We start from the raw sequence: 17,855 nt of genomic DNA, 5'->3' as shown, positions 1-17,855 counted from the left end.
CGCTCACTGGAGCAGTGCGGCGGCCTTCACGGCCGTCACAGCGGTGTTGTAATTGTTGACGAGTTGCTGGACCGAGGCCGCCGACATGTCGAGCACCGGCTTCGGATAGATGCCGAACAGGATCGTCAGCGCGATCAGCGGGAACAGCGTCAAGCCCTCCCGGAAGGTGAGATCCTTCATGCTCGCCAGCGACGGCTTGACCAGCGCCCCGAACACGACCTTGCGGTAGAGCCACAGCGCGTAGCAGGCCGACAGGATCACGCCGAAGGTGGCGAAGAACGCGGTCGGGATCGAGACCTTGAAGGTACCGAGCAGCGTCATGAACTCGCCGACGAAGCCGGAGGTGCCGGGCAGGCCGACATTGGCCATGGTGAAGACCATGAAGGTCAGCGCGTAGAGCGGCATCCGGTTGACGAGGCCGCCATAGGCCGCGATCTCACGGGTGTGCATGCGGTCGTAGACGATGCCGACGCAGAGGAACAGCGCGCCGGAGACGATGCCGTGCGAGATCATCTGGAACACGCCGCCGGCGACACCCTGCATGGTACCGGCGAAAATGCCCATGGTGACGAAGCCCATATGCGCCACCGAGGAGTACGCAATCAGCTTCTTCATGTCCTCCTGCATCAGCGCCACCAACGAGGTGTAGATGATGGCGATGGCCGAAAGCGTGAAGACCAGCGGCGCGAAGTCGTGCGAAGCCAGCGGGAACATCGGCAGCGAGAAGCGCAGGAAGCCGTAGCCGCCCATCTTCAGAAGGATCGCGGCCAGGACCACCGAGCCTGCGGTCGGCGCCTCGACGTGGGCGTCGGGGAGCCAGGTGTGCACCGGCCACATCGGCATCTTCACCGCGAACGAGGCGAAGAAGGCGAGCCACGCCCAGGTCTGCAGCGAGCGCGGCACGGCGGTGTGCATCAGGGTCGGGATGTCGGTGGTGCCGCCGTTCCAGTACAGCGCCATGATCGCGAGCAGCATCAGCACCGAGCCGAGCAGCGTGTAGAGGAAGAACTTGAAAGATGCATAGACCCGGCGCGGACCGCCCCAGACGCCGATGATCAGGAACATCGGGATCAGGCCGCCTTCGAAGAACAGGTAGAACAGCACGAGATCGAGCGCCGAGAAGGTGCCGATCATCAGCGTTTCCAGGATCAGGAACGCCATCATGTATTCGCGGACGCGGTTGGTAATCGCCTTCCAGCTCGCGATGATGCAAAACGGCATGATGGCGGTGGTCAGGATCACCAGCGGCAACGAGATGCCGTCCACGCCCATGTGGTAGGTGATGCCGGTGGCAAGCCAGTTCGCCTTCTCGACGAACTGGAAGTCGGCGCTCGACGCATCGAACCGCATGACCAGGATCACCGACACAGCGAAGGTGATCAGCGTGGTCCACAGCGCGATCCAGCGCGAGTTGCGCCGGGCCGCCTCGTCGTCGCCACGGCTGAGATAGACGATCAGCGCGCCGACCAGCGGCAGGAACGTCGTGACGGATAGAATTGGCCAGGTCGTCATTTACTGGCCTCCAAAGCCGAACATGAACCAGGTGATCAGGCCGGCGGCACCGATCAGCATGGCGAACGCGTAGTGGTAGAGATAGCCGGTCTGGATTTTCACGACGTTGCGGGTGACGTCCAGCACGCGGGCTGAGACGCCATCGGGGCCGAGACCGTCGATGATGAAGCCGTCACCCTTCTTCCAGAGCTGATAGCCAATCCACTTCGCCGGACGGACGAAGATGATGTCGTAGAGCTCGTCGAAGTACCATTTGTTGAGCAGGAACTTGTACAGCATTGGCTGCGTGTTCGCGAGCTCGACCGGCAGATAAGGCCGGCGGATGTAGAACAGGTATGACACCAGGAAGCCCAGCACCATCATCACCGTCGGCAGGAAGGCGATGGTCTCGGGAATGTGGTGCATCTCCTCGATGATATGCGGGTTCATCTTCACGGACTCGCGGAAGAACTCCTCGATGCCGTGACCGGCGAACAGCTCCTTGAACGGGAAGCCGGCCAGGATGGAGCCGACCGCAAGCACACCGATCGGGATCAGCATCCAGATCGGCGCTTCATGCGCGGCCTCGTAGTGGTGCTCGTCATGCGGCTCGCCGTGGAAGGTCTTGAAGATGAGGCGCCACGAGTAGAACGAGGTCAGGCCGGCCGCGACGACCGTCATCAGGAAGCCGTACATCGCGAACGGATTGTGCGAGGCGTAGGCGGACTCGATGATCGCGTCCTTGGAGAAATAGCCCGCGGTCAGCGGGAATCCCGTGAGCGCGAGCGTGCCGACCACCATCACCGCGTAGGTGTAGGGGATCTTGCGCCACAGGCCGCCCATGTTGCGGATGTCCTGCTCGTGATGCATCGCGTAGATCACCGAGCCGGAGCCCAAGAACAACAGCGCCTTGAAGAAGGCGTGCGTGAACAAATGGAACATGCCTACCGAATAGGCCCCTGCTCCCATCGCCACGAACATGTAGCCGAGCTGCGAACAGGTCGAGTAAGCGACGATGCGCTTGATGTCGTTCTGGACCAGGCCAATGGTCGCCGCGAAGAACGCCGTAGTGGCGCCGAAGAACATCACGACGGCCTGCGCGTTCGGCGCGAGTTCGAACAGCGGCGACAGGCGCGCCACCATGAAGACGCCGGCGGTGACCATGGTCGCGGCGTGGATCAGCGCCGACACCGGGGTCGGGCCTTCCATCGCGTCCGGCAGCCAGGTGTGCAGCAGGAACTGCGCCGATTTGCCCATCGCGCCCATGAACAGCAGCAGGCAGGTCAGGGTCAGCGCGTCGGCGTGCCAGCCGAGGAAGTCGATGGTCTTGCCGGTCAACCCGGGCGCAGCGTGGAAGATGGTCTCGAAATCGGTCGAGCCGGCCAGCAGGAAGATCGCGAAGATGCCGAGCGCGAAGCCGAAATCGCCGACACGGTTGACCACGAAGGCCTTGATGGCGGCGGCGTTCGCCGACGGCTTCTGGTACCAGAAACCGATCAGGAGGTAGCTTGCCAGACCCACGCCTTCCCAGCCGAAGAACAGCTGCACGAGGTTGTCGGCGGTCACCAGCATCAGCATGGCGAAGGTGAACAGCGAGAGATAGCCGAAGAAGCGCGGCCGGTTCGGATCCTCGTCCATGTAGCCGATGGAATAGAGGTGCACGAGCGAGGACACGGTGGTCACGACCACCAGCATCACGGCGGTGAGCGTGTCGACCCGCAGCGTCCAGTAGACCTGGAGATCGCCGGAGAGGATCCACGGCAGCAGCGGAATGCGCATGTCGTGGTGCATGAAGCCGACATCGACCAGCGTCATCCAGGACAGCGCCGCCGACACGAACAGCAACGCCGTGGTGATCAGCTCGGCAGCGCGCGAGCCCGCCGCGGGCGGCTCGGAGACGTGGTGGTCGTCGTGGCCATCTCCGGGTTCGTGATGAGTCTCGTGGACGACCGACGCATCCTCGTTGATCGTGTCCGACGCATGGGCGTGCGCGCCATGACCGTGATCATCGTGATGCTCGACCGTGTCGCCCGAGGGGTTGCGGGCATGCGCGCCGAACAGCGCGATCAGGCCAGCCAGAATGGCGCCCAGCAGAGGCAGGAAGACGATTGCCTGGACCATGATTTACTCTTTCCGCATGATCTGGTCGGAAAACCGGTGTCCACTTTTCCGGATCATGCGATCAGCCCTTCATCAGATTGACGTCCTCAACCGCGATCGAGCCGCGGTTGCGGAAATAGACCACCAGGATGGCGAGACCGATCGCGGCTTCAGCGGCCGCGACGGTGAGCACCAGGAGCGCGAAGACCTGCCCGACGATGTCGCCGAGGAAGGTCGAGAACGCCACGAGGTTGACGTTGACCGCGAGCAGGATCAGCTCGATCGACATCAGGATGACGATGATGTTCTTGCGGTTCAGGAAGATGCCGAGGATCCCGAGCGTGAACAGGATCGCGCCGACCGCAAGATAGTGTCCGAGCCCGATCGTCATTTCACCCACTCCGCCGCGTCAGAGTCCTGGAGCCCCTGCCCCGGCGCCACCTTGCGTATCGCCATCGCTATTTCGGGCGTGCGCGCGTTCTGAATGTTGATGTCCTGCCGCTTGACGCTCGCCTTGTGCCGCAGCGTCAGCACGATGGCGCCGATCATCGCGACCAGCAGCACCATGCCCGAGAGCTGGAAGTAGTGGATGTACTTGGTATAGAGCACCAGGCCGAGCGCCTCGGTATTGGAGACGTTGGTCGGGATCGCCGCCGTGATCGTCTTGGCGACGCCGGGGTTGATGACCCAGAAGCCGACCGTGAGCAGCAGCTCGAACAGGAAGATGCCGCCGATCACGAGGCCGACCGGCAGGTATTCGATGAAGCCCTCGCGCAGCTCGAGGAAGTCGACGTCGAGCATCATGATCACGAACAGGAACAGGACCGCGACCGCACCGACATAGACGACGATCAGGATCATCGCGAGGAATTCGGCGCCCATCAACACGAACAGACCGGAGGCGTTGACGAAGGCCAGGATCAGGTACAGCACCGAGTGCACGGGATTGCGCGAGACAATCACCATCACCGCCGAGGCGACACAGACGCCGGCGAACAGATAGAAGAACAGCGCGGGAAGGATCATGCTCTCATCTCACCGGTACGGCGCGTCGAGTTCGATCGCTTTCGCGATCTCGCGTTCCCAGCGGTCGCCATTGGCGAGCAGCTTGGCCTTGTCATAGAACAGTTCCTCGCGGGTCTCGGTCGCGAACTCGAAGTTCGGACCTTCGACGATGGCGTCGACCGGACAGGCTTCCTGGCAGAGGCCGCAATAGATGCACTTCACCATGTCGATGTCGTAGCGCACGGTGCGGCGGGTGCCGTCGTTGCGGCGCGGACCGGCCTCGATGGTGATGGCCTGGGCCGGGCAAACCGCTTCGCACAGCTTGCAGGCGATGCAGCGCTCTTCTCCGTTCGGATAGCGGCGCAGCGCATGCTCGCCGCGGAAGCGCGGGGAGATCGGGCCCTTCTCGAAGGGATAGTTCAGCGTCGGCTTCGGCTGGAAGAAATAGCGCATGGCGAGGAAGAACGCCGAGACGAATTCCGACAGCAGAAGCGAGCGTGCAGTGGCGTTGATGTTGATACCCATGACGGCCCTCACTTCGGCGCGATGTCGGCGAAGTGCAGCACACCGGCCACCACGATCACCATCGCCAGCGACAACGGCAGGAACACTTTCCAGCCGAGGCGCATCAGTTGATCGTAGCGGTAGCGCGGCACGATCGCCTTGGCCATCGCGAACAGGAAGAACATGAAGAATAGTTTCAGCGAGAACCAGATGATCCCCGGCACCCAGTTGAAGGGCGGCAGGTCCACCGGCGGCAGCCAGCCTCCGAGAAACAAGATCGTCGCCATCGCGCACATCGTGGCAATCGCGACATACTCGCCGAGCATGAACAGAAGATACGGCGTCGAGCCGTACTCGACCATGAAGCCGGCGACGAGCTCGGATTCTGCTTCGACGAGGTCGAACGGCGGGCGGTTGGTTTCAGCCAGCGCCGAGACGTAGAAGATCACGAACATCGGGAACAGCGGCCAGACGTACCAGTTCAGGATGGTGAGCTGCGGCAGCCCGATCAGGCTGGCGAGGCCGCGGACATGCTGCGCCTCGACCACGGCCGAGAGGTTCAGCGTGCCGGCGCAGAGCAGCACCGTGATGATGACGAAGCCGATCGAGACCTCGTAGGACACCATCTGCGCCGCCGAGCGCAGCGCCGCGAGGAACGGATATTTCGAGTTCGACGACCAGCCGGCCATGATGATGCCGTAGATCGACAGCGACGAGATCGCGAAGATGAAGAGAACGCCGACGTTGATGTCGGAGATCACCCAGCCGAGATTGGTAGGGATCACCGCCCAGGCCGCGAGCGCGAGCACGCACGAGACCAAGGGAGCAAGAAGAAACACGCCCTTGTTGGCGCCGGACGGGATGATCGGCTCCTTCAGCACGAACTTCAGGAGGTCGGCGAAGGATTGCAGCAGGCCCCAGGGACCAACCACGTTCGGGCCGCGGCGGATCTGCACCGCCGCCCAGATCTTGCGGTCGGCGAGCAGGATGTAGGCGATCGCCACCAGCAGAACGACCAGCACCAGGACGCTCTGCGCGATCATGATGATCAGCGGCCAGAGGAACCCGGTCCAGAATGCGCTTTCGAAGAATTCCATCGGCTCACTCCGCTGCGGTCAGCATCTGCCCGGAGGCAAGCCGCGAACATTCCGCCATCACGGCGGACGCACGCGCGATTGGGTTGGTCAAATAGAAGTCCTCGACAAGCGGCTTGAACGGGGCCTTCTCCGTCGTGCCGCCCTTCCCCGCGAGCTTCTTGATCTGGTCGGCCGAGCCGGGCTCGATCTGGTCGAGACGCATCAGATGCGGCACGGCCTTGAAGATCGCCTGGCGCAGGGCCGAAAGCGAGTCATAGCCGAGCTTCTTGCCGAGCGCCTCCGACAGCGCGCGGACAATCGCCCAGTCCTCGCGGGCCTCGCCCGGCGGGAATGCGGCGCGTCCGGTCATTTGCACGCGGCCTTCGGTGTTGACGTAGATCGCGGACTTCTCGGTATAGGCGGCTGCTGGCAGGATCACGTCGGCCCGATGGGCGCCGCGGTCGCCGTGGGTGCCGATATAGACGACGAAGGTGCCGTCCGACGGCTTGATCTCGTCGGCGCCGAGCAGGAACAGCAGATCGAGCGTCCCGAACGTCGTCATCTGCGCCGCATTCAGCCCGCCCTGACCAGCGACAAAGCCGATATCGAGAGCGCCGACGCGCGAGGCGCTCTCGTGCAGGACGCCGAAGCCGTTCCAGCCGTCCTTGAGCGCGCCGACGTCGAGTGCGAGCTTGGCCGCGGCTGCGAGAATGGCGGCGCCGTCGTGGCGCGAGGCGGCGCCAGCACCGACCAGGATGATCGGGTTCTTGGCGTTCTTCAGCACGTCCATGAAGGAGTGCTTGCCGGCCGCGAGCTCACCCAGCGTGTCGGTGCCCGCGCCGAGGTGATCATAGTCGTACGTGAGGTCGGGCTTGGCGCCGATCACGCCGACCTTGAAGCCGCCGGCGCGCCAGCGCTTGCGGATGCGGGCATTGAACACGGCCGCTTCTTTCCGCGGATTGGCGCCGATGATGAGCAGCGCATCGGCCTGCTCGACGCCGGCGAGCGTCGGATTGAAGATGTAGGAGCCGCGGCCGAGCGCGGGATCGAAGGCGTCGCCGCCCTGCACCGCCAGATTGGCCGAGCCGTATTTGGCCAGCAAGTCCTTCAGCGCGAACATCTCTTCGACGCCAGCGAGGTCGCCCGCGATCGCGCCGATGCGCTTGCCGTCGGTGCGGGCCGCTTTCGCGGCGATCGCGGCAAAGGCCTCGGGCCAGCTCGCCGCGCGCAGCTTGCCGGCTTCGCGGATATAGGGCCGGTCGAGACGCTGGGTGCGCAGGCCGTCGACGACGTGACGGGTCTTGTCGGAGATCCACTCCTCGTTCACGGCCTCGTTGATGCGCGGCAGGATACGCATCACTTCGCGGCCGCGGGTGTCGACGCGGATCGCGGATCCCACGCCGTCCATCACGTCGATCGACTGGGTCTTGCCGAGCTCCCACGGGCGCGCGGCGAAAGCATAGGGCTTCGAGGTCAGCGCGCCGACCGGGCAGATGTCGACGAGATTGCCTTGCAATTCCGAGGTCAGCGCGTGCTCGAGATAGGTCGTGATCTCCATGTCCTCGCCGCGGCCGGTCGCACCCATTTCGGGGGCGCCGGCCACTTCCGCCGAGAAGCGGACGCAGCGGGTGCACTGGATGCAGCGGTTCATCGAGGTCTTGACCAACGCGCCGAGATATTTGTCCTCGACCGCGCGCTTGTTCTCGGCGAAGCGGCTGGTGTCGACACCGTAGCCCATCGCCTGGTCCTGGAGGTCGCACTCGCCGCCCTGATCGCAGATCGGGCAATCCAGCGGATGGTTGATCAGAAGGAATTCCATCACGCCTTCGCGCGCCTTCTTCACCATCGGCGAACGGGTGGAGATCTCCGGCGGCTCGCCCTTGGGACCCGGACGGCAATCGCGCACGCCCCAGGCGCAGCTCGCGACCGGCTTCGGGCCGCCCTTCACCTCGACGAGGCACATCCGGCAATTGCCGGCGATCGACAGCCGCTCATGATAGCAGAAGCGCGGAATCTCGGCGCCGGCCGCTTCGCACGCCTGGAGCAGCGTGTATTCGGCGGGGACATCGATCTCTTTACCGTCGATGATGAGCTTGGTCATTCTCTCTACTCCGCCGCGACCATGTTCACGGGATCGCGGACGCCGATATCGTCGATGTCGGACTTGTGCGAATATTGGTCGATGCGCGCTTCGATCTCATGACGGAAATGCGCGATCAGGCCCTGGATCGGCCACGCCGCCGCGTCGCCGAGCGCGCAGATGGTGTGACCTTCGACCTGCTTGGTGACTTCCAGCAGCATGTCGATCTCGCGCTTGTGGGCGCGGCCTTCGGCCATGCGGGTCAAGACGCGCCACATCCAGCCGGTGCCTTCGCGGCACGGCGTGCACTGGCCGCAGCTCTCATGCTTGTAGAAATAGGAGATGCGGGCGATGGCGCGGATCAAATCGGTCGACTTGTCCATCACGATCACGGCCGCGGTGCCGAGACCCGAGCGCAGCTTGCTCAAGCTGTCGAAATCCATCGGCGTGTCGATGATCTGCTCGGCCGGCACCATGCGCACGGAGGAGCCGCCGGGGATCACGGCCTTGAGGTTGTCCCAGCCACCGCGGATGCCGCCGCAATGCTTCTCGATCAGCTCACGGAACGGAATGCCCATGGCCTCTTCGACGTTGCAGGGCCGCTCGACATGGCCGGAGATGCAGAACAGCTTGGTGCCGACATTGTTCGGACGACCGATGCCGGCGAACCATGCCGCGCCACGGCGCAGGATGTCCGGCGCAACCGCGATCGACTCGACATTGTTGACGGTGGTCGGGCAGCCGTACAGGCCGACATTGGCCGGGAACGGCGGCTTCAGGCGCGGCTGGCCCTTCTTGCCTTCGAGGCTCTCGAGCAGCGCGGTTTCCTCGCCGCAGATATAGGCGCCGGCGCCGTGGGCGACGTAGATGTCGAACGGCCAGCCGTTGACGTTGTCCTTGCCGACCAGCTTGGCCTCATAGGCCTGGTCGATCGCCGCCTGGAGATGCTCGCGCTCGCGGATGAACTCGCCGCGGACATAGATGTAGCAGGCATGCGCGTTCATCGCGCAGCTCGCGATCAGGCAGCCCTCGATCAGGAGATGCGGATCGTGCCGCATGATCTCGCGATCCTTGCAAGTCCCGGGCTCGGATTCGTCGGCGTTGACGACGAGATAGCTCGGCCTTCCGTCGGTCGATTCCTTCGGCATGAACGACCATTTCAGGCCGGTCGGGAAGCCGGCGCCACCGCGGCCGCGCAGCCCCGACGCCTTCATCTCGTTGATGATCCAGTCACGGCCCTTGTCGATGATGTTCTTCGTACCATCCCAGGCGCCGCGGCGCCGCGCGCCCTCGAGCCCCCAATCGTGGAGGCCGTAGAGGTTCTTGAAGATGCGGTCCTTGTCCTCGAGCATGTCAGTGCTTTCCGATCAACGGTTGGCTTGCTTGTAGGCAAGCCCGGCGGCGCAGACGGCGAAGGTCAGCGCCCAGAGCAGACTGGATTCCAGCGACGCGTTCAGGGCGAAGCGCTGAAGCAGGAAAATGAATGTGGCCGCCACGGCGGAATGCATTGCGACGAAGCCCCACTTCTTCACAACACTGCTCCCTTCAACTGGCGGTGAGAGATCACGCATCAGGTGATTTCCTTCAGCGTTGTCGGCCCACCGGTCGGCGCCGAGAACTGGCGGCCGTTCTGCGGACCGGGCTTGGGCGGGTTGCCCGAGGCAAAGCCATCGAGCACCTTGCCGAAGCTTTCCTTGGTCAGATCCTCATAGGTATCCTTGCCGATCAGCACCATCGGCGCATTCACGCAGGCACCGAGGCAGTCCACCTCCTCCCAGCTGAAATTGCCGTCCTTGGAGAGATGGAAGGGCTCGTGATGAATGCGGTGCTCGCAGACGTGGATCAGATCCTCGGCGCCGCGCAGGCGGCACGGCGTGGTGCCGCAGACCTGGACGTGGGCCTTCTTGCCGACCGGGGCGAGCTGGAACATCGTGTAGAAGGTGGCGACCTCGAGCACGCGGATATAGGGCATGTCGAGCATGTCGGCGATGACGCGGATCGCGGCTTCCGAGACCCAGCCGTCGTGCTGCTCCTGCGCCCGCCAGAGGATGGCGATGACGGCCGAAGCCTGGCGTCCGGCCGGATATTTCGCGATCTGCTGCTTGGCGAACGCGAGGTTCTCCTCCGTGAACGCAAAGCTCGCGGGCTGGACTTCCTTCGGTGCTAATCGGCGAACGGACATCTCTTCAATCTCTCACTGCACGCGGCGCGCTGTTTTCGCATTCAGGGCATTGATCCTGTCCTGCCAGAATGCGCTTGCGGTGCCGAAAACATTGTAGCCGACGTGGGTGGAGACCTTGATGCGGTCGAGGATCGACAGCTCGGTCACCGTTTCCATACGTCGGGTGCTGGGATCGTAGACGATCAGCTTCAGCGGGGTGTGTTCGAGGATGTAGCGCGAGACCGCGTGCGAACGGTCGCTGCCGTGCTCCTCGCACATGATGACGCTGTCGGCCTGGAGCAGCCGGGCGCCGCCCTTGATCGCCTCGATCTCGACGCCCTCGACGTCGAGCTTGATCAGGTACTTGCCGGTGCCTGCGACCTTGCCGTCGTCGATCAGATTATCCAGCGCAATGACCGGCACATCCTCGCCGCCCGCCGACGCATCGCCGGCGATGCTAAAGGCCTCGTGCTTGGTGCCTGACAGACGCGCGGTGCCACGGGCCGCGCCGATCGCGCATTTCATGGTCTCGAAGCGGCTGGCGTTAATGCGGGCGTTGTTGTCAAGCTTCGGATAGTTCTGCCCCGACGGCTCGATCGCGATCGCCTTGTGCGAGCCGAACGGCTTGCTCGACACCAGCACCGACCAATAGCCGTAATTCGCGCCGCAATCGAGCAGCGTGTAGTCGACGTCGATGGAATCGGCGAACAACAGCTCCAGCTCGTCCTCGTAATTGTAGGAGCGGTTGAGCAGCTTGCTCCAATAGCCATCGCCGTAGGGAAATTCGAACACGGCGTCGGGATTGAGCTTGATCGCGATATTGCGCTCGGGCAGCGTCTTGCGCAGCAGATTGGCGCAGGCGATGTAGCCCATATGCGAGAAGTGCGACGAGATCTTCGATCCCGTCACCAGCGCCAAGGCAGCCGTCCGCTCCCACAGGTTGGCCCCTTCAAGGGCCCCCGAGGCGCGGTCAAACTGGATCGGCGCCTGCGCCATCACCGATCGACCTCTCCGAACACGATGTCGAGCGAGCCGAGGATCGCCGAGACGTCGGCGAGCAGATGACCGCGGCAGATGTGGTCCATCGCCTGCAGATGCGCAAAGCCGGGCGCGCGGATCTTGCACTTGTAGGGCTTGTTGGTGCCGTCCGAGATCAGAAAGACGCCGAACTCGCCCTTCGGCGCCTCGACCGCCGCATAGACCTCGCCGGCGGGCACGTGGACGCCTTCGGTGTAGAGCTTGAAGTGGTGGATCAGCGCTTCCATCGAGCGCTTCATCTCGCCACGGCGCGGCGGCGCGACCTTGTTGTCCTCGACGACGACGGGACCCTTCCCGTCGGCCGCGTTCAGCTTCTGGATGCACTGCTTCATGATGCGCACGGACTGGCGCATCTCTTCCATGCGGATCAGATAGCGGTCATAGCAGTCGCCGTTCTTGCCGATCGGGATATCGAAATCCATCTCGGCGTAGCATTCATAGGGCTGCGACTTGCGCAGATCCCAGGCCGCGCCCGAACCGCGCACCATCACGCCGGAGAAGCCCCACTCCCAGGCTTCCTTCAGCGACACGACGCCGATGTCGACGTTGCGCTGCTTGAAGATGCGGTTGGCGGTGAGCAGCCGGTCGAGATCCTCGACCACTTTCAGGAACGGATCGCACCAGGCGTCGATGTCGTCGACCAGCTTCTGCGGCAGGTCCTGATGCACGCCGCCGACGCGGAAATAGGCTGCGTGCATGCGACTGCCGGAGGCGCGCTCGTAGAACACCATCAGCTTTTCGCGCTCTTCAAAGCCCCACAGCGGCGGGGTCAGCGCGCCGACGTCCATCGCCTGCGTGGTGACGTTGAGCAAATGCGACAGGATGCGGCCGATCTCGCAATAGAGCACGCGGATCAGCTGCGCGCGGCGCGGCACCTCGATGCCGAGCAGCTTTTCTGCAGCCATGCAGAAGGCGTGCTCCTGGTTCATCGGCGCGACGTAGTCCAGGCGGTCGAAATAAGGGATCGCCTGCAGATAGGTCTTCTGCTCGATCAGCTTTTCGGTGCCGCGGTGAAGCAGGCCGATATGCGGGTCGACGCGGGCGACGACTTCGCCGTCAAGCTCCAGCACCAGGCGCAGCACGCCGTGCGCCGCCGGATGCTGCGGACCGAAGTTGATGGTGAAGTTGCGAAGGACTTCGGGTTGCTCGTTCATGATCAGACCTTCGGCCCTGCTTTTTCATCCCCTGGAAGGACCGGATAGTCGGCGCCCTCCCACGGGGACAAAAAGTCGAACTTGCGGAATTCCTGGTTGAGCCTGACCGGCTCGTACACCACCCGCTTCTCCTGGTCGTCGTAGCGGACCTCGAGGAAGCCGGTGGTCGGGAAATCCTTGCGCAGCGGATGACCCTCGAAGCCGTAATCGGTCAGGAGGCGGCGCATGTCGGGATGGCCGACGAAGATCACGCCATAGAGGTCGTAGGCCTCGCGCTCGAACCAGTCGGCCCCGGGAAACACCTCGATCAGCGACGGCACCTGCGTGGTCTCGTCCGCCTGGGCCTTGAGCCGGATCCGCGCGTTCAGGGTCGGTGACAGGAAGTGATAGATCACGTCGAAGCGTTTTTCGCGCGACGGATAATCCGCGGCCGTGATGTCGGTGAAGTTGATGAAGCGGCAGTTCGGGTCATCGCGCAGGTACTTGACCACCTCGACGATTTTGCTGACCTCGACATCCACCGTGAGTTGGTTGAAGGCCACCGAATGACCGATGGCGGCGCCCGGAAGCGCGCTAACGATCGTCTGCCCCAGGGCGTCGAGCTTGGCGTCGTCCATGACGTAAAACCTTAGCGTTCGATTGTGCCGGTGCGGCGGATCTTCTTCTGCAGCAGCAGCACGCCGTAGAGCAGCGCTTCCGCCGTGGGCGGGCAGCCCGGCACATAGATGTCGATCGGCACGATGCGGTCACAACCGCGCACGACCGAGTAGGAATAGTGATAATAGCCGCCGCCGTTGGCGCAGGAGCCCATCGAGATGACGTAGCGCGGCTCGGGCATCTGGTCGTAGACCTTGCGCAACGCAGGCGCCATCTTATTGGTCAGGGTCCCCGCGACGATCATCACGTCCGACTGACGCGGTGAAGCGCGCGGCGCGAAGCCGAAGCGCTCGACGTCGTAGCGCGGCATCGAGACCTGCATCATCTCGACTGCGCAGCAGGCGAGACCGAAGGTCATCCACATCAGCGAGCCGGTGCGCGCCCAGGTGATGAGGTCGTCGGTCGCGGCCACGAAGAAGCCCTTGTCGGACAGTTCCGAATTGACCTCGAGGAAGAACGGATCATTGGCCCCGACCGGCTTGCCGGTCGACGGGTCCAGGATGCCCTTGGGGGCCGGCGCGAGAACCGGACCGGCGGACGACGTAGGGGTCAATCCCATTCCAGTGCGCCTTTCTTCCATTCATAGGCGAACCCGACCGTCAGCACGGCGAGGAACACCACCATGGACCAGAAGCCGGTCGCGCCAAGCTTGCCGAACGCCACCGCCCAGGGAAACAGGAACGCCACCTCGAGGTCGAAGATGATGAAGAGGATGGCGACGAGATAGAAGCGGACGTCGAACTTCATGCGGGCGTCGTCGAAGGCGTTGAAACCGCACTCATACGCCGACAGCTTTTCCGGGTCCGGCTGCTGGAACGCCACGATGAACGGCGCGATCAGCAGCACCAGGCCAATGAGGCCCGCTACCCCTATGAAGACGACGAGTGGAAGATAGTTCTGCAGAATGCCGCTCATTGACGAGCCCTTTTTCCCGCAGCCTCGGGACAGCCACGGATTCGTCCAGTTTGGAATTGTTCTGAGCCTTAGCGCAGTGCACCAATGGGCGCAAGACACGCTCTTTTTAGGCCCTTTGTCGCCCTCAGAACGGTGGAAATCCCGGAATCACCCCGCGGCTGGTATGGAGCAGATCGACAGCCCCAGCAAGGGCGCCCCGATCAGTCCACACGCGCTGGGCCGTGACGTCCGTGGTTGGGAAGGCTCACTTTATCTAGGCCGCGACGCTGCAAAGTCCAGATTATAACGAGGCAAGCGCGCCCATTATCGGGCGAGCGACCCGGGAGCCATGCATCACGATCGGACCTGGGCTCGTCTGGCGAATGTGTCGGGCAGGAGGCGCCCACTTCGCCGCAGCGGAAAATGGGTGGCGAGCGCGGCGGCGACATGGCTGGGTCGTCGCGCGCCGCACTCGCATGAGCTTCGGGCCGGGGGGCATGACCCGCGAGCTCATCGATCTCGTGGTGGAAGCCGGCGACGGGCCGGTCAGGCTCTCACGATGGCCTTCCCTCGCCTGTTCTCGTCATTTGCCTCACCATTTGTAGGAGACGCTGGCGGTGACGCGCCGGCGGTCGCCGTAGAAGCAGGATGACGCCGCCGCGCAGCTCGCGACGTAGATCTTGTCGGTCAAATTGACCACGTTCAGCGCGGTGCGCCAGTTCTGCCATTCGTAGTGGAGCGCGAGATCGCCGAGCACGACCGCGGGAACCTCGAGGGTATTGGCGGTATCCGCCCACGACGAACCGATATAGCGGAGACCGCCGCCGAAGCCGAACCCCGCGAGTGGCCCGTCCTTGAAGGTGTAGTCCGCCCAGCCGGACACCAGGAGCTCAGGCGTGTTGGTCGGGGTCTTGCCGACCAGCGCCGGGTCCAGATCCCTGCTGTTGAACAAACGGTAGGCCGTGAACGAGCCGATCAGCTTCAGCTCACGCGTGGCGTTCGCCACCGCTTCGATCTCGATGCCGCGCGAGGTCACCTCGCCGGTCTGGTTCTGCAAGGTCGTGAAAACCGGATCGGTCGTTGCCACATGCTGACGTTTCAAGTCGAACACCGAAGCGGTGAAGTAGCCGTCAAATCCCCGCGGCGCGACCTTCACGCCGATTTCCGTCTGCTGGCCGGTCTCCGGCAGGAACAGCTGGTTTTGCGCGTTGAGGCCGATGATCGGATTGTAGCTCGTGGCGTAGGACACATAGGGCGCGATGCCGTTGTCGAAATTGTAGATCAGCCCGGCGCGCCCGCTGAACCTGCTGTCGTCGCGGCTGGCAAGCGTGGCGCCGGTATCACGGGCAGCCTGCGTCGTCTCGACCCAATCGTTGCGGCCGCTCAGCACCAGCGTGAAGTTGCCGAGCTTCATCTGGTCCTGAAGATAGGTGCCCGCCTGCTTCTGCGTGATCTGGAAGTTGCGGAACGGTGCGCCCGTCAACGGAATGTCAAACCCGTAGGCGGGATTGAAGACGTTGATCGAAGGGACGGTGCCGAAGTTGAAAGCCTGATAATCGTCGATCTGGTAGCCCTTCAAATCGACCCCGAACAGCATCGTATGCCGCACCGCGCCGGTGTTGAAGCGGTACTCCAGCTGATTGTCGAGATTGGCCTGGTTGGCGGTGTTCTTCGCATACCAATTATAGCGACCGAGACTGGCCGTGTTGATGTCAGCCCAATTATTGCCGACATAGCCGCGATAGGTCACATCGACATGGGCAAAGCGCGCATTCTGCCGGAACGTCAAATCGTCGGTGAGATTGCGCTCGAACTGATAGCCCAGCATCTCCTGCTCGCGCGTGAACTTGTCGACGCTGGGATCGCCAGCGAAAAAGCTGGTCGGGATCTTGCCGAACCGAGCGTTGATCACCGTGCCCTCATAGGGCAGGAAGTTGATGCCACGGGTTTCCTGCCGGGAAGCTGAAGCCAGTACCGTGAACCTCGTGTCGGCGTCCGGCTTCCAGGTCACCGACGGCGCGATGAAGTAGTTGTTGTCCGGCGTGAAATTGACCTGCGTGGGGCCGTTCTGGACCTGACCGACGACGCGGTAGAACAGCTTGCCGTTCTCGTGGCTCGTTGCGACCGGACCGCCAACATCGAAGCCGACATAGGCGTTGCCGAAATTGTTGACGCCGGTCTCGATGAAACGGACGGGCTCCGCCGGCGGCATCTTGCTGATGACGTTGACGATGCCGCTCGGGCTCGATCCGCCATAGAGCACGGCCGATGGACCGCGCAGCACCTCGACGCGCTCCATGTTGGGCGTCTGGAGCTTCCAGCTCGCATAGGAGGTGTAGAACAGCTGCATGCCGTCGAGAAACAGTCCGACGTCGTCGGACTTAAAGCCGCGGATCAGCCACCAGTCGTTGCGCGTGTCCGCGCCGAAGGTCCCGGCGCGGACTCCAGCAGTATAGCGCAGGACCTCGTCGAGCTTGTTCGCCTTCTGGTCGCGAATCTGCTCCGCGCCGATCACCGACACCGCCTGCGGCGTCTCCATGATCGGCGTGTTGGTCTTGGTGCCGGACGAGCTGCGGCCGGCGACGTAGCCGTGCACCGGGCCGAGCGGGGTCTCGACGAAACCGACATTGCGCGGCGGCTGCGGCCTGTTTCGGTTGGCGGTCTGCTGGGACGATCGCGGCGCACGGCGCTGCACGGAGATGGCTCGTCGGCGCGCTTCCGGCGCGGCGACGGTCACCGACGGAATGTTCTGCGCGCCAATCATCTGCGCAGGAGATTGTGCAAGCGATGCCTGCGGCAGCAAAACCCAAGCGGATGCGGTCGCCAACATGGCCGACCGCAGCATTCCAAGACTGTTCACGCGCAACCCCAAAACTGCGTGTTCTGATGGCACATGCTGTCGGCCCATGACGGCATGCGCTTGCGGTGACGCTTAGGGCAGCGCGCGCGAATTCCCTAATTGAAAGCCTCTTAGAAGGAGTCTTAGAAAGAGTCTTGGAAAGGGTCTTGGAAGCGATCCAACATGTTCCCGGATCGCCGAAACGTCAGCGCGAAATCTTCTCGCTCTCGAGCATCTCGGCGGCGATTGCCGTCAATTGATCGACCTGCTGCAGCAGCGTCTCGAACTCGGCTTCGCTCAAATGTTCGCGCAAACGCCGATTGCGCTCCTGCGCACCGGCGACGATCGCATCATGCGCCGCGAGGCCCGTTGCGGTCAGCGAGACCAGCACCTCGCGGCTGTCCTTCGGGTTCGCCGATTTCGCGATCAGCTTGCGCGACACGAGTTCCGCAAGCGCGCGGCTGATCTGCCCCTTGTCCTGCCCGACGGCTTCCGCGAGCCGCGCCACGCTCATCGGCGGCCGCCGGCCAAGCGAGGCGACCAGGCCGAACTCGACCGATGACAATCCGGCGAGACGCTTGTAGCGCAGGATGGCGCCGCGCTTGAGCAAATTGGCCAGCACCATCAGCCGCGACGACAGCATGACGGTGATCGGCGCCAGCGACTGACTTTCGTCCGCATCGGACGATGTGCGCCCGTCCCTGCCTGATGTCTGGCTCATGGTCCACCTCTGCCAAGAAAGCCGCGGCGTGCCAAGTCTTGGTAGCGCGACCTCCCCAGCCTGATCCGAATGCGATAAGAGGCATTTGGAAATCGTTGACATTGTCATCGATCTAATCTTCACTTGGTACAAGGC

General features: G+C 63.4%; 17 protein-coding genes. All 17 read right to left on the bottom strand.

The window, feature by feature from the left end; translation table 11 throughout:
• Window positions 1-3: 3 nt before the first annotated feature.
• Window positions 4-1,512: an NADH-quinone oxidoreductase subunit M gene (locus tag IVB07_RS17910; protein ID WP_018455082.1), complete on the bottom strand. Its 1,509-nt coding sequence runs from the start codon at window positions 1,510-1,512 to the stop codon at window positions 4-6.
• Window positions 1,513-3,612, bottom strand: a complete 2,100-nt coding sequence (nuoL, locus tag IVB07_RS17905; RefSeq protein WP_247298475.1) for an NADH-quinone oxidoreductase subunit L — start codon at window positions 3,610-3,612, stop codon at window positions 1,513-1,515.
• 61 nt (window positions 3,613-3,673) lie between these two features.
• Window positions 3,674-3,982, bottom strand: coding sequence for an NADH-quinone oxidoreductase subunit NuoK (nuoK, locus tag IVB07_RS17900; protein WP_007603558.1), 309 nt, complete (start codon window positions 3,980-3,982; stop codon window positions 3,674-3,676).
• Window positions 3,979-4,617 carry an NADH-quinone oxidoreductase subunit J gene (locus IVB07_RS17895; protein WP_018455084.1) on the bottom strand — a complete coding sequence of 213 codons (639 nt, stop codon included), beginning with the start codon at window positions 4,615-4,617 and terminating at the stop codon, window positions 3,979-3,981. Before IVB07_RS17895 ends, nuoK begins: the two co-directional genes overlap by 4 nt.
• Window positions 4,618-4,626: 9 nt before the next feature.
• Entirely contained in the window at window positions 4,627-5,115 is a 489-nt protein-coding gene (gene nuoI / locus IVB07_RS17890) for an NADH-quinone oxidoreductase subunit NuoI (RefSeq protein WP_026232873.1), read from the bottom strand.
• Between the two features lie 14 nt (window positions 5,116-5,129).
• Complete coding sequence (gene nuoH, locus IVB07_RS17885; protein WP_018455085.1) at window positions 5,130-6,197, bottom strand: NADH-quinone oxidoreductase subunit NuoH; 1,068 nt, start codon at window positions 6,195-6,197, stop codon at window positions 5,130-5,132.
• 4 nt (window positions 6,198-6,201) lie between these two features.
• The gene (gene nuoG / locus IVB07_RS17880; RefSeq protein WP_247362609.1) at window positions 6,202-8,277 is read right to left on the bottom strand and encodes an NADH-quinone oxidoreductase subunit NuoG; all 2,076 of its coding nucleotides are present in this window, start codon (window positions 8,275-8,277) and stop codon (window positions 6,202-6,204) included.
• A gap of 5 nt (window positions 8,278-8,282) precedes the next feature.
• Complete coding sequence (nuoF, locus tag IVB07_RS17875) at window positions 8,283-9,608, bottom strand: NADH-quinone oxidoreductase subunit NuoF (protein WP_018455087.1); 1,326 nt, start codon at window positions 9,606-9,608, stop codon at window positions 8,283-8,285.
• A gap of 15 nt (window positions 9,609-9,623) precedes the next feature.
• Window positions 9,624-9,827, bottom strand: coding sequence for a hypothetical protein (locus tag IVB07_RS17870; protein WP_026232874.1), 204 nt, complete (start codon window positions 9,825-9,827; stop codon window positions 9,624-9,626).
• On the bottom strand, window positions 9,827-10,438 hold the full coding sequence (gene nuoE, locus IVB07_RS17865; protein WP_247767766.1) for an NADH-quinone oxidoreductase subunit NuoE: 612 nt from the start codon (window positions 10,436-10,438) through the stop codon (window positions 9,827-9,829). Before nuoE ends, IVB07_RS17870 begins: the two co-directional genes overlap by 1 nt.
• A gap of 12 nt (window positions 10,439-10,450) precedes the next feature.
• The gene (locus IVB07_RS17860) at window positions 10,451-11,413 is read right to left on the bottom strand and encodes an FkbM family methyltransferase (RefSeq protein WP_018455090.1); all 963 of its coding nucleotides are present in this window, start codon (window positions 11,411-11,413) and stop codon (window positions 10,451-10,453) included.
• Window positions 11,413-12,609 (bottom strand): NADH-quinone oxidoreductase subunit D, encoded by a 1,197-nt coding sequence (locus IVB07_RS17855; protein ID WP_018455091.1) that lies wholly within the window; start codon window positions 12,607-12,609, stop codon window positions 11,413-11,415. The genes IVB07_RS17860 and IVB07_RS17855 overlap by 1 nt, the downstream gene beginning before the upstream one ends.
• 2 nt (window positions 12,610-12,611) lie before the next feature.
• On the bottom strand, window positions 12,612-13,226 hold the full coding sequence (locus IVB07_RS17850; protein ID WP_018455092.1) for an NADH-quinone oxidoreductase subunit C: 615 nt from the start codon (window positions 13,224-13,226) through the stop codon (window positions 12,612-12,614).
• A gap of 11 nt (window positions 13,227-13,237) precedes the next feature.
• Window positions 13,238-13,819, bottom strand: coding sequence for an NADH-quinone oxidoreductase subunit B (locus IVB07_RS17845; RefSeq protein ID WP_026232875.1), 582 nt, complete (start codon window positions 13,817-13,819; stop codon window positions 13,238-13,240).
• The gene (locus IVB07_RS17840; protein ID WP_008136158.1) at window positions 13,816-14,181 is read right to left on the bottom strand and encodes an NADH-quinone oxidoreductase subunit A; all 366 of its coding nucleotides are present in this window, start codon (window positions 14,179-14,181) and stop codon (window positions 13,816-13,818) included. Before IVB07_RS17840 ends, IVB07_RS17845 begins: the two co-directional genes overlap by 4 nt.
• A gap of 571 nt (window positions 14,182-14,752) precedes the next feature.
• Entirely contained in the window at window positions 14,753-17,005 is a 2,253-nt protein-coding gene (locus IVB07_RS17835; RefSeq protein ID WP_018455094.1) for a TonB-dependent siderophore receptor, read from the bottom strand.
• A 199-nt stretch (window positions 17,006-17,204) separates the two neighbouring features.
• On the bottom strand, window positions 17,205-17,720 hold the full coding sequence (locus tag IVB07_RS17830; RefSeq protein ID WP_018455095.1) for a MarR family transcriptional regulator: 516 nt from the start codon (window positions 17,718-17,720) through the stop codon (window positions 17,205-17,207).
• Window positions 17,721-17,855 lie beyond the last annotated feature (135 nt).

The sequence above is a fragment of the Bradyrhizobium sp. 172 genome (assembly GCF_023101065.1).
Lineage (GTDB): Bacteria > Pseudomonadota > Alphaproteobacteria > Rhizobiales > Xanthobacteraceae > Bradyrhizobium > Bradyrhizobium canariense_D.
The sequence above is the reverse complement of the archived record's forward strand: the minus strand, read 5'-3'. Positions and strand labels throughout refer to the sequence as shown.

Coding starts and splice junctions, on each gene's coding strand:
- IVB07_RS17910 (WP_018455082.1), bottom strand. CDS start 1,512: ATGACGACCTGGCCAATTCTATCCGTCACGACGTTCCTGCCGCTGGTC.
- nuoL (WP_247298475.1), bottom strand. CDS start 3,612: ATGGTCCAGGCAATCGTCTTCCTGCCTCTGCTGGGCGCCATTCTGGCT.
- IVB07_RS17895 (WP_018455084.1), bottom strand. CDS start 4,617: ATGATCCTTCCCGCGCTGTTCTTCTATCTGTTCGCCGGCGTCTGTGTC.
- IVB07_RS17855 (WP_018455091.1), bottom strand. CDS start 12,609: ATGAACGAGCAACCCGAAGTCCTTCGCAACTTCACCATCAACTTCGGT.
- IVB07_RS17830 (WP_018455095.1), bottom strand. CDS start 17,720: ATGAGCCAGACATCAGGCAGGGACGGGCGCACATCGTCCGATGCGGAC.
- IVB07_RS17835 (WP_018455094.1), bottom strand. CDS start 17,005: ATGCTGCGGTCGGCCATGTTGGCGACCGCATCCGCTTGGGTTTTGCTG.
- IVB07_RS17860 (WP_018455090.1), bottom strand. CDS start 11,413: ATGGCGCAGGCGCCGATCCAGTTTGACCGCGCCTCGGGGGCCCTTGAA.
- nuoE (WP_247767766.1), bottom strand. CDS start 10,438: ATGTCCGTTCGCCGATTAGCACCGAAGGAAGTCCAGCCCGCGAGCTTT.
- IVB07_RS17870 (WP_026232874.1), bottom strand. CDS start 9,827: ATGCGTGATCTCTCACCGCCAGTTGAAGGGAGCAGTGTTGTGAAGAAG.
- nuoK (WP_007603558.1), bottom strand. CDS start 3,982: ATGACGATCGGGCTCGGACACTATCTTGCGGTCGGCGCGATCCTGTTC.
- IVB07_RS17840 (WP_008136158.1), bottom strand. CDS start 14,181: ATGAGCGGCATTCTGCAGAACTATCTTCCACTCGTCGTCTTCATAGGG.
- nuoH (WP_018455085.1), bottom strand. CDS start 6,197: ATGGAATTCTTCGAAAGCGCATTCTGGACCGGGTTCCTCTGGCCGCTG.
- IVB07_RS17850 (WP_018455092.1), bottom strand. CDS start 13,226: ATGGACGACGCCAAGCTCGACGCCCTGGGGCAGACGATCGTTAGCGCG.
- nuoG (WP_247362609.1), bottom strand. CDS start 8,277: ATGACCAAGCTCATCATCGACGGTAAAGAGATCGATGTCCCCGCCGAA.
- nuoF (WP_018455087.1), bottom strand. CDS start 9,608: ATGCTCGAGGACAAGGACCGCATCTTCAAGAACCTCTACGGCCTCCAC.